Here is a 16,176-nt window from a genome sequence, read left to right on the forward strand (position 1 = left end):
ACCCAACATCGCTGCCAGGTATCGCAAGGACAACGCCGCCTACGCTTCCCTTCCTTCATATCAAATTGTCAAAGAACAGAGGACAAAAACCCTCGCAGGAAACCAAAACACCAAACCAAAATCAGCCAAATACCGAACCTCTCGACCCGGCCAACAAAGACCAACTTTTCTGGAATTAAGGTCACAAAACCCTGTCGCCAGCAGCAACGCCGCCGTCGATGAACGCGGTTATACGCACACAAAATCATACCGTCAACAGCCCCAATTGAAAAAAATGCAAAAAAACGAAAAAAGTTTCACTAGATGAATTATTTTTAATGATTTCAGCCGGTTAACGATTATCCACCTTCGCAATCAACCCGCTCGACAGCCAATCCCGACCCTAGTCCGCCAGCTGCTGCAATCAGCGCCAGACCTCGGCTTTTTTCGATTTTTCCAGCATTCCCCGACGTCCGCAACATCATTTCAAACAACTGCACGGCGAGAACCGCTCCTGAGGCACCGATCGGGTGACCGCGCGCCAAGGCGCCGCCCAATCTGTTTAACTGCGACGTTTCGATCCCCAGGCGGTCCGCCGTGACCATTGCCTGTACGGCGTAGGCTTCCATGAGTTCTATCACGTCAAAGTCCGGAGCGTTCAGCGCCAGCCGTTCAAACAACGACGCGGCGACTTCAATCGGCACAAGAGCGGGGTCGGCCGGATCGCCGCCGCCGCTTTTTCCCGCAAGGATTTTCAATCCCGGTTTGCCGCTGGCCTTCCAGACCTGGTCGGACACCAGAAGAACGGCCGCAGCCCCGTCGGCCTCGCACGCGATCGTCGCGGCCGTCACTCCGGTCTTTTCGTCGCCGGTAAGGACCGGCGCCCGCAGCGCTGTCCTGACTGACAGGTTCCGGGTGAATCCATCGCCCGTACCGCCCTCTTTTCCGAGCACATCTACCAGTTTCATCTGACCTTGCGCCTTGATGGCCTTGGCATGCGATGAAACGGCGAATTCGGCCTGGCGCTCGCGCCTGATACCACGCTGCTCTGCAAGACGGGCTGCGGCTTCAGTGAGATCCGGATCGGCAAATGGCGACGGAGCAAAGGGCGGTCTGTTGTATGGAACGGGTTCAGCGTCTTTGTCCATCGGGTGCGTTGAACGGATAGGAGCGCGGCTGAAACTTTCCGCCCCGCCTGCCAGAACGCAGTCTGCCGCCCCTGCTTCGATGAGCCGAACCGCCAGAATGATGGCATCGAGGCCCGAACAGCATTGCGTGTCGACCGTCATGGCCGGAACGCCCGGCGGCAGCCCCGCCCGCAAAGCAGCCAGACGTGCCGGATTTCCTCCTGCGTAAAGCGCGTTGCCCAGAAGAACCTGATCAACCGATGCAGGCGGTATTCCTGCATCCTTGAGGATCTTGCGCAGAACGGGCGCTGCAAGTTCGTCCGCCTGCAATGCGGCAAGCGCGCCGCCGCGCGGTGCAATCTGCGTCCGTCTTGCAGCAATAATGTATGCCGGCGCGCTCACTCGGCTGCCTCTTTGTTCTGGAGCTCGAGCGCAACGCGCTGAATATCGGGTTTGCCGCCCGGCGTTGCCGGTAGTCTTTCGTAAAGATGAAACCTGCGCGGCCATTTTCCCGGTGCCAGATGCTCCCTGCAATGGCGCAGAAGTTCGCCTTCAAAATCCGGAAGGGGCGCCCTTACCTCGACCGCAGCCTCCAGGCGCTGCCCTCTGACCGGATCGGAGAGGCCGGTCACGACAGCGCCTGAAACCCCGGGATGCGCGAGCAGGACTTCTTCGATTTCCTCCGGATAGACATTCAGGCCTGAGGTCACGATCATCCGTCCGGTCCGCCCCACCAGAAACAGATACCCGTTTTCATCAAGGCATCCCACGTCTCCAAAGGTCAACCAGCCATCCTGCCACCGGGTCAACGGATCGTTGCCACAGTGATAGCCCGTGAAGAGGAGGGCGCCCTTCACCCAGATCGCGCCCGCAGTCCCTGGTGGTTCGGGACTGTCCGGCGTGCCGATGGCAATTTCGACCTCAGGCGGCGCCTGGCCAACCGATCCGGGTGGTGCATCCCCATCCGGTCCGGAAATGGTGATGAAACTCGTTTCTGAAGCGCCGTAGAACTCGAACAATCCTGCATTCGGGAAGACGGCGGTGAGCCGCTGCCGGTCCTTGTCCTGCCACTTCGCACCACTTGCAAGAACATGGTGGACCGCTTCGACGGGGCCCGAACGTTCTGCAGCTTCTGCAAGAAAGTGCAGCTGCGTCGGCGTTGCATAAAGCGTGGCGCCGGTATCTGCGCGTGCCAGCGCGGAGAGCAGCGTGCGCGGATCGAACCGCGGTGCGAGGACGACGCCATGGCCAGCGGCGAGGCCGCATACCGCGCCATAAAGATGAAGCGAGTGGGTGAGTTGACCAGCCAGCACAATGCGCTCAGTACCGCGGATCCCGAATTCCCTGTCGGAGACTTCGAAGCTCTTCAGCCAGGACCCGTGCGTTCTGAGATACCCTTTTGGCGTACCGGTCGAACCGGAGGTAAAGCCGCAATAGAAAGGATCGTCTTCACGTGGCGGAGCCTCGCGGGAGTCAGACCTCCGGAGACTTGCAGCGGGAATTGAGGGCAAATTTAAGAAAATGGCGCCGTCAATGAGAAGGTCCGGTGCGGCAGCGTCAAGAACGTTTTTCAGTTGAGCGATTGGCCATCCCGAATCCAGAACCATCGCGATCCGCGCGGTCCGGGCACAGGCAAAAAAACAAATCAGGAGGGCATCCGGATCTTCCAGAAGAAGGCCAACCCTGCCACCCTGGGAAGTTCTTTCCCGAATGAAGGCTTCCATCTCCTCGATCTTGTCGACAAAGTGACGCCAGGTCCAACTGGCGGCACCTGCGTTCAGCGCGATGTCATCGGGCCTTGTGACCGAAAAGTCTTCTAGCCTGTCTCCGACAAAGGACATGGCGCCGCATCCCCGTTTTTCCGCTCAACCGCGAGACAAAACTGCCCCCGGCAACCCTCTTGCAACAGTCTGGACAACAAGAGCCGTGATTACGACCTTTACGAGATCGCCCGGGATATAAATGGCACTGCCCAGGGCCGCCTTTTCCAAAGACAGGTTCGCCATATAGGCAACGCCCGGGATGCCGAAAAGATAGACGACACCAATTCCGCCGACAGCAGCAGACAGTCCGGCCGCGACGAGAATATTCAGGCGGGATGTTACCTGCATGATCCACCCGGCGACGAAAGCACCAACCGGCCAGCCGATCAGAAAGCCGACAGACGGTGACGCGAACACACCCAGGCCGCCGCGACCGCCTGCGAGGAAAGGTGCCCCAAGCGCGACCAGGAACAGAAACAGAAGCACAGCGAGTGCGCCCCGGACAGGTCCGAGCATAACGCCGGCCAGCATGACGCCGAGGGTCTGTGCCGTGATCGGCACGCCGCCCAGAAACGGGATGGCGACCGGCGGTACCAGACCTAGGGCGGCAATCAATGCCGCGTAAAATGCGATATGAACCAGCGAACGATCTGCCATAGCGATTTTCACGCCTCCTTGTTTTTGCCGTTCCGATGTCACCGCTTTGCGGCATCTCAGGGAACAAAAGGCTTTTTGTTACGCGAACGGATATCGTCCGCAGGTCTTACTCACCTGTCAGACAACCCTTCCGAACCGCCCCGTGCCCGCAGGGCATCGGCCACATTGTCCGACATGCGCAGACACTGAATGGCGAGTGGGGGAAGAAGCCTCCAGGAATTTCTCGAACCGGACCGCGATTGATAGGCTTCTCGAAGCCTTGAAAAGATCTGCATCATATGGGGTGCGAACCGCAGCACAAGCGCGACGCCCAATGCCGGTTTTCTGGCCGAATAGCCGAACCATTCCAGCGGTTTGAACAAAGGCATCACTGCCTCCAGCATGTCGTCCATGCGGGTGGTCACCGAAACGAGATTGGCGGCCAGGACCAGCACAATCAAGCGCAGGATCACCGCAAATCCTTCCAGGAGCGTTCCGGATACCCAATGCAGGAGGAGAAGAATGCCGAAAAAGACGGTCAGGCCGCGCAGCAATTTCAGCTGCGCCAGGCCTTCCCTGCCGAGCGTGGCATAAAGACCGACAACGACCGTAAGGCATGGCAGGAAAACCCATGGAGACGTGACCTGAAACAGGAGCAGACTGGCCACGGCAACCAGCAAAAGCTTGAGACCCGCAGGGGTCCGGTGCAGCCAGCTGTTTCCTGTCAGATACATCGAGATCACAGCGCCGCCAGCTCCAGCTTGACACCCGACCTTCTGTCGATATCCGCTCTGAACGCCGGCAAAACCTCAAAAGGAGCGCCATCCATGCGAATGCCGCCGTCTTCAAGCCACAGCACACGATCGAAGCCTTCAAGATGACTCAGGTCGTGGCTGACCATCACGATCTTCTGCGGAAGGGAGCGGAGCTTGTCACCAATCCTGCGCGACGCCAGCGCATCAAGGCTGGTCATGGGTTCGTCGAGAACAAGCAGCCTGGGCTCCATGACAAGAACGGACAGTATGCAGACGAGCTGCTTTTGCCCCTCGGAGAGTTCGGCGATCGGCAAGGGCGCAAGGGCCTCGCAGTTATGCTGCGTTAGAAAATCCAAAGCACGTTTCCGGCTTTCGTCCCTGGCCACACCCAGTTGTGTGAGGCCGAACGCGATCTCTTCTTCCACCGTTGGAAAGATGGCCTGATGGTCGGGGTTCTGAAACACGAACCCGACATGGCGAGGCAGCTCGGGAGCGGCCGCCTCGGCGAGAGCACCAAAGAGCTTGAGGGACCCGCAATCCGGTTGGCGCAAACCGTTCAACATGCGCACAAATGTGCTTTTGCCAGAGCCGTTCAGACCAATCACACCGACTCTGTCTTCCTTCAAGGACAGCGTCAGGCCGGACAGGACCTTTCTGCTGCCGATTGAGAGACCGACGCCGTGAAACTCGGCGTAAGGAATTGCTGCCGGATCGCAGATCCGGTTCCGATCATGATTTTTCTTCTTGGGCCAGAAAGCCATTTCACCTCGCCGAAGGTGCCCGCGCAGTTGTCCGCCAACAGGATGACCCTGTTCTCAAGGATCCGTTCGGGGGCCGCTTATTGACCGGATCTTGCCCGATGTCAAAGTCGGTCTATCCTACCGGACGGCCGAGATCGGGCAACTCGGCCAATTGGTCAATGGTGGCGCGCACTCTTTCCAGCGCTTTGCAAAAACGATCCTCTGACGCTTCGGACCCGAATGTAAGCCGCAGGTAGGGCGCTGAAGCGTGGTCTCTTGACTGGAAGTAGCGCGAGGACAAAACCGAAATGCGCTGATGCCCAAGCGTTGCCTGAATTGCGTCGGGATCAACGTGGTCGGGCAGGCGCAACCATCCAAAGACCTTATCGGTTCCGCCTTGCAGGAAATAGGGTGACAAAATCTCTCGCGCCTTCTGAAACCGGAGCCGGTTGGCTTTGCGTTTCAGGCGCAGCGTTTTGAAAAGATGTCCTTCGCGTACCCAGCCGGCAATCAATTCAGCCGTAATGGGCGACGCCATCCAGGTGCTTTCGCCGATCTTGTTTCGAATGGAATCGCCAAACAGTCCCGGTACGTGCACGAAGCCGATGCGGCTGCCCGGCGAGCAGACCTTGGATATGCTTGCGATAGAGGCCGTGCGCTCCGGCGCAAGAGCACCGAATGCAGGCAAGGTGTCGGGCAGGAAGGGCGTATAGGGATCGTCCTCGACGATCTTCAGATCGTGCTCACGCGCAACTTGGACCAGGTTTTCCCGTTCCTCGACCGACATCGTGTGCGTGGTCGGGTTCTGCATGTTCGGCATCAGGAACACACCCTTGATGCCGTGGACCCTGGCTGCCTGTGCAAGTGCCTCCGGATCCATGGCGCCAAAACCTCCATCGGGCCGAATTAGCGCGGGAACGGGAACAAGCTTCAAACCGATGCTGGCGAGCGAAGGAAATATGGACGGGTAGGTGAAACGGTCGATGGCAATCGCATCACCGCTGCGGAAAAGCGCTTGGCAGGTTACCTGGATGCCGTGCTGCGCACCGCAAGTAACCGCGACGCGGGCGGGATCCGCGTCCAATCCATAGTCCTTGAACACCAGCACACCGGTTTCACGGTGCGCCTTCAGGCCTTCCGAGGGTACAAAACCGTTCAACCGGTCGATGCCCGCGGTCCTGGCCATGCGGATAAGGCCTTCCGACAGGTTGGGATTGAGATGAGGATAGGCAAAGTTGCGTGCCAGGTCACAGATTTCCTGTTCGTTCTCTTTCGGAACAAGAGGAGAGATCTTGTGAGTCTCTGGCGCTACATAGGTTCCGCGGCCGGTTTCACCCTTGACCAGCCGGCGCCGCTCCGCTTCGCCATAAGCACGTGTGATCGTCCCGAGTGTGACGCCAAGCTGGTAAGCAAGTTCGCGCTGCGGCGGCAGTCTGTCGCCCTGGCCGAGGACGCCTTCCTTGATGTCTGATTCAAGCGCATCGGCGATCGCGATGTAAATCGGACCCTCAGCGTCCTGAATTTCCGGAATCCACATTGTCATGAGAACAATGTTTACATTGACGAATACAATATCTCAAGACAATTAGTATCTTCGCCAATTTTGTATCGATTGTATCGATACTGCCGCAGGAGACCATTATGGATTTCGCCACATTCCTGGCCTTTGCTGTTTTTGTCATCGTGATGACCGGTACGCCGGGCCCGGGAAACCTCACGTTTCTCGCAATCGGCGCAACTGCCGGCTACAGGACGGCATTTCCCGTGATTGTCGCATCGCAGATCGGGTCGCTGCCGCTAAAACTCAGCGTTGCCTATGGGCTCGGTCACGTGATGGCAGGTGGCGGCCCGATCGTCACGGTCTTCAAGGTGCTGAGCATGGCCTACATGACCTATCTGGCCTGGCGTATCATTTCGCTTACCGTCAAGCCCAAGGGCGAAGTCGCCCTGCCAAGTTTCTGGGAAGGCTTGCTCATTCACCCATTGAGCCCGAAAACCTGGGCCATGAACCTTGTCGCCTTCTCGACTTTCCTTGCCGGTAACGGCCTGAGCATCCACGAAAACGCGCTCATCCTGATTGCCGGGTTCACGCTTGGCGGGATGGTCTTTCACTCTCTGTGGGCGTTGGCTGGTGTTTCCATACTCGCCCTGATCGGCGAGGGGCCAGTGATGCGCGCGGTGACCGTTTCCATGGCAATCGCCATGATCGCAGCGACGGTCTGGGCGCTTGTCCTTTAACCTCTGAACACTTTTCGGAAGTGGCCGCAATATGCCCGTTCTCAATTTTTCATACACCACGATCAAAGACATGGCTGCCTTCAAGGAGTATTTAGATAAAGCGTCCGTTCTGATGCAGCGACACGACGTTGAAACAGTGGTTCGCAGAACCTATCGAACCGCGTTCAGAAGCACCTCGAAGGGCCCACATTTTACCGCCGTCTCTCGATATGAGGACATGGAAAGTGCCATGCGTTTTTATCAGTCCGTTGCCTATCGGAACCTCATTGAACTGCGCAACGCTGCTAGCGAAATGGAAATCCAGTTCCACGATGAATGAAACGAATTTGCCGGCTCAACATCAATTGTGTGCTGAGCGTGCAAACTATCTTTTCAGGTGTTCGAGTTCAGCGGCCCATTTCTGTTCAAGAGAGCTGTATCCTCGCAGCGGTTCGTCGTGGCCGATATCTTTCCGCAGGTCAGGCGGCAGATCGGTCAGACGAATTCGGCGCCGATTTCTTGACGTCAGAACACAAATTGCTTTTCGAATAAGGGTGCCTAGGGATATCCCCGCAGCTTTCCTTTTACCCAAATCCTTTTTCGGGCAAAAAATTTGCTCTGACATCGTTGTAACCTCATGATTTTATGAGTTACATATCGATAGTATCGTTCCGCATGACCAACTAAAAATTCTCACGAATGCATAAGGATAGATTATGCATGGCTGCCAATCTGCCTCCTCTTTCCGCAATACGTGCGTTTGAAGCCGCAAGCCGCCACCTGAGTTTCACAAAAGCCGGCGATGAACTTGGCATGACCCAGGCAGCGGTCAGCTATCAGATCAAGCTGTTCGAAGAAAAACTAGGCTTTGCGGTATTCGAGAGGAAAACGCGCAAGATCGAGCTGACGCCCAAAGGCGCTCTGCTTGCCGAAGGCGTCGTCGATGCTTTCGGCCGATTGCGCCAGGTTTTTCAGGATGTCACGGCAGCCGAAGCAACCGAACTGGTCATTTCCAGCAACACAACATTCGCGGTGAACTGGCTTGCGTCGCGGATGTTGTCATTCCAGATGCAAAATCCCGACATCGCGGTTCGGCTGGTGTCCTACGGTCCATGGGAAAAACCGGCGTTTGATCAGGCTGACGTAACAATTTCCGCCTGCTATCCACCGCCGAAGGGTAACCTGTTCATTCCCATTGTCGCTGCAGAGTTCACCCCAATGGTGTCGCCGCAGCTCGCAGAAACCATCGGGGGGATCAAAACGCCGTCCGACCTTCTGAAACTCCCGATCGTCGACCCGGACGATCCGTGGTGGCGCATTTGGTTCAGCGCGGCAGGACTTCCGGATGCCGATCTGGCGAAGTGGCCGACTTCGCGCATGGGGTCTCAAGCCCTTGAAGCGAACAGGGCGATTGCAGGCCAGGGCGTCGCTATTCTGACACCCTATTTTTGCCGGCAAGCCCTTCGGGACGGTCAACTGGTCCAACCTTTTGATCTGATTTGTGAAGCGGAAGACGAATTCTGGGCGCTGAGTTACCAACCCTTGAACAAGAACAGCCGGAAAGTTCGTCTATTCCGGGACTGGGTGGTTTCAGAATTAAAGAGAGACGGACTTGAGTGCCCGGATGCAAAGCCGGTCGGTCCATAGAAATGCAATTGAATTTCACTCCGGTCACAGCGCTTCGACCAGGCACGTCGATCAGCAGACCGGGGTTACCTGAACCACTTTCGTGCATTGCCTGAGCTTTGGCGCGACCCGATAACCCGGTGCTTTTACCTTCCCAAAGGCAAACAACCACAGATACCCAAGTTGAAACTTGGGAGAAGTACGACCACCTGTTTAACAACCGATAGGTATTCAACCGGCTTGTGTTATGAGTGAGGGCTTAGGTCCCGCCGCGTCGTTACAAAAAAGGCGCTGGAAGAAGCACTGGATGAGCTGAATTTGAATAGTCGATCGCATTACGGGGAGGGCAGTTACGGGACTAAGGCTCGCCCGGAAATGCTTCCGCATTTGCGGTTCGCAACGCAATCTATTGAAGAAAATGATCGTCTCGATGCTTTGAACACGTTCAGCCGCGGGCTCTATACCTACAGCCGCAGCGAAGACAACAAGACCCCGCATTTGGCTTTGGACGCCTGGGCCCTGGACGATGTCGCGGCGGCGTCCTTTTCCTATGGCCCGACGAAGCTGCAAACCCCGCAGTCCATAGATGCCGACTTTAGAGACATGATGTTTCTGCGGTGGATCAAATCCGGTCATTTGCGCGTGGAAAGCGATGACGCACGGCGGGAGTTCAGCCCCGGGTCCATGTTTTTGATGAATGCCCGACACAAGTTGCACGCACTCGATGATGGATATGCCCTGTCTCTGCGGTTGCCCATTGGCCGGGTTGGCTATGATCCGTTAAGCCAAGACCCTATCGTCGCGCTGAACGATCACTCATGGCAAGTGAAAGTCCTCAAATACGCGCTCACCAGCCTCTTTGAAACACTTTCCGATACAGCGTCTCCAGATGCACCAGGGATTGCGAAGCAGCTTTCGGAGCTGGTGCAGGCGGCCGCTCCGCGCGGGAAAAACGAAGAAGACGGCGTTGCATCGCTAAAATCAAATCGAGCCCTCGCAATGCGCCGGTTCCTGCTCACGAACTTGGCCCGCTCAGACCTGAGTGTGAGCACTCTCCAACGCGAATTCAACGCATCCCGCGCGACGGTTTATCGGGCTTTCGATGAAATCGGTGGCGTCGCGAATTTCGTGCGCGAGCATCGGTTGTCTGCAATCCACCGAGATCTGCGTTCGACTGAACCGGCCCGCGGTGCAATTCGCCGGATTGCGGAACAACATGGTCTCTACGATCAAACCACGTTCCTGCGGATGTTCCGTTCTCAATACGGCATGCGCCCCAGCGACGTCCTTGGTTCGGCAGTACAAGAGAATTGTGCGAAATGCGGTCTCAAACACGAGATTGAGACAAACCTGCCAAGCCTTGCGGCCTTTTGGCGGCCGAAGTCCTGAACCGCGGCGTCAGCGGCGTCAAATGCCGAGACGCTAAGCGACGCTTCAAACTCTGGGTCCCTGCGGCACAATCTTCAAAATACTCAGACCCGGCGTGACCGTATTGCGCCGATGCGAACCATGCGCCTTAAACCGACAAAATGCTCTCCGATGAGACACGACACACAGAACATTGCGACAGCACGCCGATTTTCTGCTGCTCACGGTTTCGTTATTGAAACGTTATCCGGCTCAAAAAAGGTACAGGTTCAGCGCCCGGGCCACGAAACGGTGAGCTGAACTTAGATAAAAACGAAATTAGCTTTAGATACGGAAGATAATGATATGAAAAATTTTCTGATCGGCGCTCTGCTGGCTGCCATGACCACCGGTACGGCGCAGGCAGCAGTCGTCGCAACGCTTGAAGAAACACAGACCGGCGGGGTCATGTTCAGTCTTGACGTCACAAATCCTGACAATTTCGACTATTCAGGATTTAGTGCCAAGCACCTGGAATACATCTTCTTTGATAACCTCGGCGACTACGTCAACGGCCCTCTCTTGGGCAACAATAACAATCCGACGATCTTTCAACCTCAAAGCCACGGTCTGGTTGGCCAGAGTTCGGACGGGTTCACGATCGGTATTCAGGCCATTGCACTGGACAACGACGACCAGAACCCGAACGACGCAGATGACTTTGTACTCCGCTTTATTGGGCAAACAACCGGACTGACGAACAATGTCACGCCGCTCAACTTCCAAACGTTTCTCGATTACGACCCTGTCCTGATCAGAAACCTGTCTTTCGACGTGTTGAACGAAGGGATTTTCACTTCGAACGATGCCCAGGCTCAGGCTCTCGGAGGGTTCACTCTGGAAGTCAAATCTTATGCACCGGTCGCTGTTCCGCTGCCTGCATCAGCATTCAGTTTGATAGCGGGGCTTGGAGCTCTCGGCTGCTTTGCAAGAAAAAGAGCGAAAGCCAAAACCAAGGCAGAGTGCGCGCAAGCCACCTAAAAAACGCTTGGCGGTTTTTTAATGCACCCGACCCACCCGGTTTGGTGCCAACTTGCCGATTGAATTCAAGCGACACAGGCCCACCAGGTGTTGTGATTTGGGTTCGATCGGCACTCTTGTTTTACAGTGATGAATGGCGGCGTCTTTCCGCAGAGCCGCCATTCCAGGACAGAAAGACACCCGGGTTTTCGGACAAAGCGGTACCGCGTCGCAACCCTCCAGACGCCAAAGACCGATTTGAAAGTGTCTGCTCAGGCCGCCGTGCTGCGACAGACACAGAATTCAATAGTACATGTAGTGAAAGTGTTCGGCGCCGCGGTAGCCTCTGGAGCCGTATCTTTCGTCGAGCTCCTGGTCCCAATTGTCCTCCAGGCCCGCGTGGGCAGAGCGTTTTTTTAGTTTTTCCTCAATATCCGCCGTTTCATCTTCATGTATCTTCGGCAGGCGAGGCTTTGCCTGTTCGTACATGTTGTTCATGAGCGAAACAAAACCCGCCGCAATCCGGTTCAGGAAACCACTTTCCCTGTTTTCGGGTGACGTACCGACGTGATTATCTTCGGTAATGTAAGCCATATCTTACTCTCCTAAGCTTTGTTGACTTAGAAGTGGCAATTCTCGAGCGCTCTTCAATTTAAAGCTTTGTAATATTAACCGGCTTTAATCTTTCGGTCATTTTGCTGTAAGTCTGGCAATCAACGGCGAATCAGAATACGGCCTTGAAGGCTCGATCCAGTTTTTCAACGATTTCGCCAACCTGTCCGTCTTCCAGAATGAAAGGTGGCGCAAGAAGAACATGGTCACCGCGGACACCATCAACCGTTCCCCCCATCGGATAGCAGATCAGACCCGCTTCGAACGCCGCTTTCTTGATTGATTTGTTGACGGCTCTTGAGGGATCGAAAGGTGCCTTTGTCGACCGGTCTTCAACCAGTTCAATGCCCCGGAAAAGACCGCGTCCGCGAAGGTCGCCCACATGCGGATGCTGCCCGAACGCTTCGCTCAATGCAGTTTCCAGTTTATCCCCCATGGCGGACACGCGTTCGACAAGACCGCCTGAGAGTTTCTTGAATACGGCCAGTGCCGCCGCGCAGGCCGCCGGGTGCCCGATATAGGTGTGCCCGTGCTGGAAAAATCCGGATCCGGATTCGATCGCTTCATAAATGCTGCTGGTGCAGAGCATCGCTCCGATCGGCTGGTAGCCGGCACCAAGACCCTTTGCGATACACAGGATATCGGGGGCTACACCGTCCGCTTCGCAAGCAAACAGGCTTCCCGTGCGTCCCATGCCGCACATGACTTCATCCAGGATCAACAGAACGCCGTAGGCATCACAGATTTCCCTCACGCGCCTGAAATAGCCCTCGACGGGCGGCACCGCGCCCGCCGTTGCGCCGACAACCGGTTCGGCGACGAATGCCATCACGCTGTCAGGTCCCAATCTCAGGATTTCCGCCTCAAGTTCGCCGGCCACCCTCTGACCGTAGTCGTATGCGGTTTCTTCTTCCCCGCGCCCGCGATATTCGTAACACGCGGAAATATGCGTGGTGTCGATCATCAGCGGCGCAAAGGGTTCGCGCCGCCACTGGTTGCCTCCCGTTGCCAGGGCTCCGAGCGTGTTGCCATGATAGCTCTGTCGCCGTGCAATCACCCGGTGGCGTGAGGGTTCTCCCTTTTCCAGAAAATACTGGCGCGCCAGCTTCAACGCCGCTTCAACGGCCTCCGATCCCCCGGACACGAAGTAAACGCGGTCCAGCTGCCCTGGCGCATGCGAAATCAACAATTCGGCCAGCTCTTCTGCTGGTTCCGACGTGAAAAAACCTGTATGCGCGAAGGCGATCCTGTCGACCTGATCCTTGATTGCCCTGGTCACATCCGGATCGCTGTGCCCCAGGCAGGAAACGGCCGCTCCTCCTGATCCGTCAAAATATTTTTTCCCATTTTTATCAACGATATAACAGCCATCCCCGTAATCAGCGACAGGAGGATTGGCTTTGGTGTGGCGGGGAAATACGTGAGACATGGTGTGACCTGAACATTGACCGGAAGTGGATCCGATTGCGTGCCTGGAACATTTGTATCAGAAAAATTCCTCTTCTGAAACAAATGTTTCTTAACAGTGTTAACCACGTTTTTCATCACAATTTTAATCAAATTGCAGGAACCATTGCGTGGGGGACATCGCTAAACAATCGACAAGGCCACCCGTCATGCGTCAGCGCCTCTTTGCCTGGATCTTCTTTATCGGACTTAGCCTGGTTCTCGCAGGTTGCGGAACCGTTGCGGGTATCACGGGAATGGGCTGGGCGACGGCGTCCCACAGCTCAATCGATTACGACGATTCATCCTGGTGCGTACCGCGCAAACTGAAAAAGGTTCTCAACCGCGTCGCAAGCCGGTACGGGTCAGTTACCGTTCACTCCACGAAACGCTGGTGGCTCGAAAACTGGCGGAAGGGCGGTGCGCGGAATTCCTATCACCTCAACTGTCAGGCCGTCGACTTTTCCGTTCGCGGCGACCCCTCGTCCGTCATAGCGTTCCTGAAAACCCAGCGAGAGGTTGGCGGATACAAGTATTATGCCTCGGGCCACTATCACATCGATACCGGCCCGCGCCGGACTTGGTAGCGCAGCGGAACAAGTTGGATACCGGATCCGGCGACTGACGACCCTTTCGTCGTCAGTGGGCCCGGCTACTTCAGCTCGCCGAGTTCAAGCGCCATCTCCCAGGAGACCGGATCAAATCCGACAAAATTCTTCGTCTCTCCCTCAACGATCGGACGCTTGATGACCGACGGATTTTCGATCATCACGTCGAGAGCGCTTTCAGCGCCGGTGACAGCCTCTTTGGTTGCCTCGTCGAGTTTGCGCCAGGTTGTGCCGCGTTTGTTCAACACGGTCTCCCAGCCGAATTCCTTCACAAAAGCGGCCAGTTTGTCACCGTTCACGCCGTCTTTCTTGTAGTCATGAAAGTCGTAGGCAACGCCTGCTTCTTCCAAAAACTTCCGTGCTTTTTTGACCGTGTCGCAATTCTTTATGCCGTAGACTTTCATTTTCCAACCTCAATGCGCGGATTGCATTGCGAGACTTACGGTTTGAAGATCGGGTTTCAAGGCCACGCCCCAGACTTTCCACGGTTCGGCTTGACCCCGCTGCAAACTCGGGTCACAGGTTTTTCGTGACAAGCCGAAGCACAGGATTGCCAGAGAAGTACGAGAATGCCCGGAGACACTGAATGACGGCGTCTGGATCACCCGCTGCCCGGGTCGCGACAGCATCGTCCCAACGCAAGCGCAAACACGTGTCATGGGGCAACTGGCGCCAACGCCTGCGCCTTTGGAGCGGGCTGATCCTGTTTGTCTACTGCCTTAGCCATTTTTCAAATCACGCGCTTGGCATCGTTTCTGTCCGGGCCATGGAAAAGGCGTCTTTCTGGCATTACGCGATCTGGCGCAACGAGTTCGGCGAAAGCGTCCTCTTTTTCGCCTTCTTGACCCATGTTCTCCTTGCACTCTGGCGCACTGCAAAGCGACGCACGTTGAAACTGCATCGGTGGGAATTCGTTCAACTTGTCCTGGGATTCTATATTCCCTGGTCGCTGATCCCGCACGTTGGAACAACCATGGGCCTGGCCAATGCGTTTGGTTTTTCCCCCACGTATGATCAGATGCTGACCATCCTCTGGCCACAGCACGGATTCACCCAGTCGCTGCTGCTGCTGGTGGTCTGGGCCCATGCAATGATCGGGTTGCACTTCTGGCTGAGGCTTTACCCCGTCTATCACCGGCTGCGATACGCGGCACTGACATTTGCGATCGCGGTGCCGGTTCTGTCCCTGTGGGGCTTTATAGAAGGCGCCCGCCGTCTTGAACTTGCCAGGGACGTGAAACTGAAGGTTACCGAAGCGCAGTTCGAGTGGCTGACGACTTTTGTCATTGAAGCCCGCGCCGTTGTCTTCGGGCTGATTGCCGTCAGCCTGCTTGTCATCCTGCTCCGCTATCTGATCGGCCTGAGTGCCCGGCGCCTGACAATCACCTACCCTGGCAGCCTCTCCGTGAAGGCGAAACCTGGCGCGACCTTGCTTGAGATCAGCCGGATAAACGATATCCCGATCGCCTCGGTCTGCGGGGGGAGGGCGAGGTGCTCAACTTGCCGGGTCAAGGTTCTCGACGGTGGCGGCACGCTCAACGCACCAGGAAGCGCAGAACAGGCCGTTCTTACACGGATTTCAGCCACCAATGACGTTCGGCTCGCCTGTCAGATCCGGCCTCAGCAAAACATCGAGGTGCAGCCGCTCGTGCCCGTGAAGGCAAATGTGGAAACCAGCGAAAACCTGAAGGATGCCTACTACTGGGGTGTCGAACAGGACATCGTCGTGATGTTTGTCGACCTGCGAAACTTCACCCGGATAACCGAGTCCCAGCTGGCCTATGACGTTGTACACCTTTTGAACAATTACCTTGATCAGGCGTCGGCGGCGATCAGAGCCGAAGGAGGCTTCATCGATAAATTCATTGGTGACGGCATCATGGCGATCTTCGGAATGGACACGAGCGTGGACGCCGGAGCGCGCCAGGCCCTTCGCGCTTCAAAACGTATTGAAGCCGTCATGGCTGAGTTGGAGATGGAAAAGGGACCGCAGTTCCAGGACCCGATCCGTCTCGGGATCGGACTTCATCTCGGATCCGCTATCCTCGGCCGGATCGGGGCTGCCGGAACCAATGGCGGCCTGACGGCACTCGGCGATGTGGTCAATACCGCGAGCCGGCTGGAAACCGAAAACAAGGCACATGGCAGTTTTCTTGTCGTTTCAAAAGCCGTCATCGACGCCGCGCGTGCGACGGTATCCGACGCCATAACCGCGGACATCAAAATCCGAGGCAAGGAAATCCCCTTGCAAATCTTCGCGCTCAGCAGCTTAGATGCGCTCGACATTCCGGAAGACTGAG

At 56.4% G+C, this 16,176-nt stretch carries 17 protein-coding genes; 8 read left to right on the forward strand and 9 right to left on the reverse strand.

Going from position 1 to position 16,176, the window contains the following annotated elements:
• Positions 1-307: hypothetical protein (locus Q0915_RS18890; protein WP_299477164.1), on the forward strand; the 307-nt coding region annotated here is incomplete at its 5' end.
• A 31-nt stretch (positions 308-338) separates the two neighbouring features.
• Here Q0915_RS18890 and Q0915_RS18895 read toward each other — a convergent pair.
• The 6 genes from Q0915_RS18895 to Q0915_RS18920 all read right to left on the reverse strand — a co-directional run bounded on the left by Q0915_RS18895 (position 339) and on the right by Q0915_RS18920 (position 6,543).
• Positions 339-1,508, reverse strand: a complete 1,170-nt coding sequence (locus tag Q0915_RS18895; protein ID WP_299477169.1) for a thiolase family protein — start codon at positions 1,506-1,508, stop codon at positions 339-341.
• The gene (locus Q0915_RS18900; RefSeq protein ID WP_299477172.1) at positions 1,505-2,947 is read right to left on the reverse strand and encodes an AMP-binding protein; all 1,443 of its coding nucleotides are present in this window, start codon (positions 2,945-2,947) and stop codon (positions 1,505-1,507) included. Before Q0915_RS18900 ends, Q0915_RS18895 begins: the two co-directional genes overlap by 4 nt.
• 24 nt (positions 2,948-2,971) lie before the next feature.
• Positions 2,972-3,526 carry a biotin transporter BioY gene (locus tag Q0915_RS18905; RefSeq protein ID WP_299477174.1) on the reverse strand — a complete coding sequence of 185 codons (555 nt, stop codon included), beginning with the start codon at positions 3,524-3,526 and terminating at the stop codon, positions 2,972-2,974.
• Between the two features lie 110 nt (positions 3,527-3,636).
• The gene (locus tag Q0915_RS18910; RefSeq protein ID WP_299479088.1) at positions 3,637-4,239 is read right to left on the reverse strand and encodes an energy-coupling factor transporter transmembrane component T; all 603 of its coding nucleotides are present in this window, start codon (positions 4,237-4,239) and stop codon (positions 3,637-3,639) included.
• 5 nt (positions 4,240-4,244) lie between these two features.
• Positions 4,245-5,021 (reverse strand): ABC transporter ATP-binding protein, encoded by a 777-nt coding sequence (locus Q0915_RS18915; RefSeq protein WP_299477177.1) that lies wholly within the window; start codon positions 5,019-5,021, stop codon positions 4,245-4,247.
• A gap of 112 nt (positions 5,022-5,133) precedes the next feature.
• Positions 5,134-6,543 carry a PLP-dependent aminotransferase family protein gene (locus Q0915_RS18920; RefSeq protein WP_299477180.1) on the reverse strand — a complete coding sequence of 470 codons (1,410 nt, stop codon included), beginning with the start codon at positions 6,541-6,543 and terminating at the stop codon, positions 5,134-5,136.
• A 98-nt stretch (positions 6,544-6,641) separates the two neighbouring features.
• Between Q0915_RS18920 and Q0915_RS18925 the strand changes: the two genes are divergently transcribed.
• The 5 genes from Q0915_RS18925 to Q0915_RS18945 all read left to right on the forward strand — a co-directional run bounded on the left by Q0915_RS18925 (position 6,642) and on the right by Q0915_RS18945 (position 11,231).
• Positions 6,642-7,238, forward strand: coding sequence for a LysE family translocator (locus Q0915_RS18925; protein WP_299477182.1), 597 nt, complete (start codon positions 6,642-6,644; stop codon positions 7,236-7,238).
• Positions 7,239-7,269: 31 nt separating this feature from the next.
• Positions 7,270-7,557 (forward strand): DUF1330 domain-containing protein, encoded by a 288-nt coding sequence (locus Q0915_RS18930; RefSeq protein ID WP_299477185.1) that lies wholly within the window; start codon positions 7,270-7,272, stop codon positions 7,555-7,557.
• A 380-nt stretch (positions 7,558-7,937) separates the two neighbouring features.
• Positions 7,938-8,864, forward strand: coding sequence for a LysR family transcriptional regulator (locus Q0915_RS18935; protein WP_299477188.1), 927 nt, complete (start codon positions 7,938-7,940; stop codon positions 8,862-8,864).
• A gap of 354 nt (positions 8,865-9,218) precedes the next feature.
• Complete coding sequence (locus Q0915_RS18940; RefSeq protein WP_299477191.1) at positions 9,219-10,232, forward strand: AraC family transcriptional regulator; 1,014 nt, start codon at positions 9,219-9,221, stop codon at positions 10,230-10,232.
• Positions 10,233-10,556: 324 nt separating this feature from the next.
• Entirely contained in the window at positions 10,557-11,231 is a 675-nt protein-coding gene (locus Q0915_RS18945; RefSeq protein WP_299477194.1) for a VPLPA-CTERM sorting domain-containing protein, read from the forward strand.
• A gap of 282 nt (positions 11,232-11,513) precedes the next feature.
• Here Q0915_RS18945 and Q0915_RS18950 read toward each other — a convergent pair whose 3' ends face one another.
• Positions 11,514-11,804, reverse strand: coding sequence for a hypothetical protein (locus Q0915_RS18950; RefSeq protein WP_299477197.1), 291 nt, complete (start codon positions 11,802-11,804; stop codon positions 11,514-11,516).
• A 130-nt stretch (positions 11,805-11,934) separates the two neighbouring features.
• Entirely contained in the window at positions 11,935-13,251 is a 1,317-nt protein-coding gene (locus tag Q0915_RS18955) for an aspartate aminotransferase family protein (protein WP_299477200.1), read from the reverse strand.
• A 148-nt stretch (positions 13,252-13,399) separates the two neighbouring features.
• On the opposite strand from Q0915_RS18955, the gene Q0915_RS18960 reads away from it, so the two are divergent.
• Complete coding sequence (locus Q0915_RS18960; RefSeq protein WP_299477203.1) at positions 13,400-13,855, forward strand: D-Ala-D-Ala carboxypeptidase family metallohydrolase; 456 nt, start codon at positions 13,400-13,402, stop codon at positions 13,853-13,855.
• A 65-nt stretch (positions 13,856-13,920) separates the two neighbouring features.
• On the opposite strand, the gene Q0915_RS18965 is transcribed toward Q0915_RS18960, so the two are convergent.
• Positions 13,921-14,280: an ArsC family reductase gene (locus tag Q0915_RS18965; protein ID WP_299477206.1), complete on the reverse strand. Its 360-nt coding sequence runs from the start codon at positions 14,278-14,280 to the stop codon at positions 13,921-13,923.
• A gap of 182 nt (positions 14,281-14,462) precedes the next feature.
• On the opposite strand from Q0915_RS18965, the gene Q0915_RS18970 reads away from it, so the two are divergent.
• Positions 14,463-16,175 carry an adenylate/guanylate cyclase domain-containing protein gene (locus Q0915_RS18970; protein WP_299477208.1) on the forward strand — a complete coding sequence of 571 codons (1,713 nt, stop codon included), beginning with the start codon at positions 14,463-14,465 and terminating at the stop codon, positions 16,173-16,175.
• Position 16,176: the final 1 nt, after the last annotated feature.

This window comes from uncultured Roseibium sp. (genome assembly GCF_947494555.1).
Classification (GTDB): Bacteria; Pseudomonadota; Alphaproteobacteria; order Rhizobiales; family Stappiaceae; genus Roseibium.

Excerpts from the sequence above, each read along its gene's own strand:
- Q0915_RS18920 (WP_299477180.1), bottom strand. The coding sequence starts at position 6,543 with ATGACAATGTGGATTCCGGAAATTCAGGACGCTGAGGGTCCGATTTAC.
- Q0915_RS18925 (WP_299477182.1), top strand. The coding sequence starts at position 6,642 with ATGGATTTCGCCACATTCCTGGCCTTTGCTGTTTTTGTCATCGTGATG.
- Q0915_RS18930 (WP_299477185.1), top strand. The coding sequence starts at position 7,270 with ATGCCCGTTCTCAATTTTTCATACACCACGATCAAAGACATGGCTGCC.
- Q0915_RS18910 (WP_299479088.1), bottom strand. The coding sequence starts at position 4,239 with ATGTATCTGACAGGAAACAGCTGGCTGCACCGGACCCCTGCGGGTCTC.
- Q0915_RS18935 (WP_299477188.1), top strand. The coding sequence starts at position 7,938 with ATGGCTGCCAATCTGCCTCCTCTTTCCGCAATACGTGCGTTTGAAGCC.
- Q0915_RS18905 (WP_299477174.1), bottom strand. The coding sequence starts at position 3,526 with ATGGCAGATCGTTCGCTGGTTCATATCGCATTTTACGCGGCATTGATT.
- Q0915_RS18965 (WP_299477206.1), bottom strand. The coding sequence starts at position 14,280 with ATGAAAGTCTACGGCATAAAGAATTGCGACACGGTCAAAAAAGCACGG.
- Q0915_RS18915 (WP_299477177.1), bottom strand. The coding sequence starts at position 5,021 with ATGGCTTTCTGGCCCAAGAAGAAAAATCATGATCGGAACCGGATCTGC.
- Q0915_RS18945 (WP_299477194.1), top strand. The coding sequence starts at position 10,557 with ATGAAAAATTTTCTGATCGGCGCTCTGCTGGCTGCCATGACCACCGGT.
- Q0915_RS18900 (WP_299477172.1), bottom strand. The coding sequence starts at position 2,947 with ATGTCCTTTGTCGGAGACAGGCTAGAAGACTTTTCGGTCACAAGGCCC.
- Q0915_RS18970 (WP_299477208.1), top strand. The coding sequence starts at position 14,463 with ATGACGGCGTCTGGATCACCCGCTGCCCGGGTCGCGACAGCATCGTCC.
- Q0915_RS18940 (WP_299477191.1), top strand. The coding sequence starts at position 9,219 with ATGCTTCCGCATTTGCGGTTCGCAACGCAATCTATTGAAGAAAATGAT.
- Q0915_RS18950 (WP_299477197.1), bottom strand. The coding sequence starts at position 11,804 with ATGGCTTACATTACCGAAGATAATCACGTCGGTACGTCACCCGAAAAC.
- Q0915_RS18955 (WP_299477200.1), bottom strand. The coding sequence starts at position 13,251 with ATGTCTCACGTATTTCCCCGCCACACCAAAGCCAATCCTCCTGTCGCT.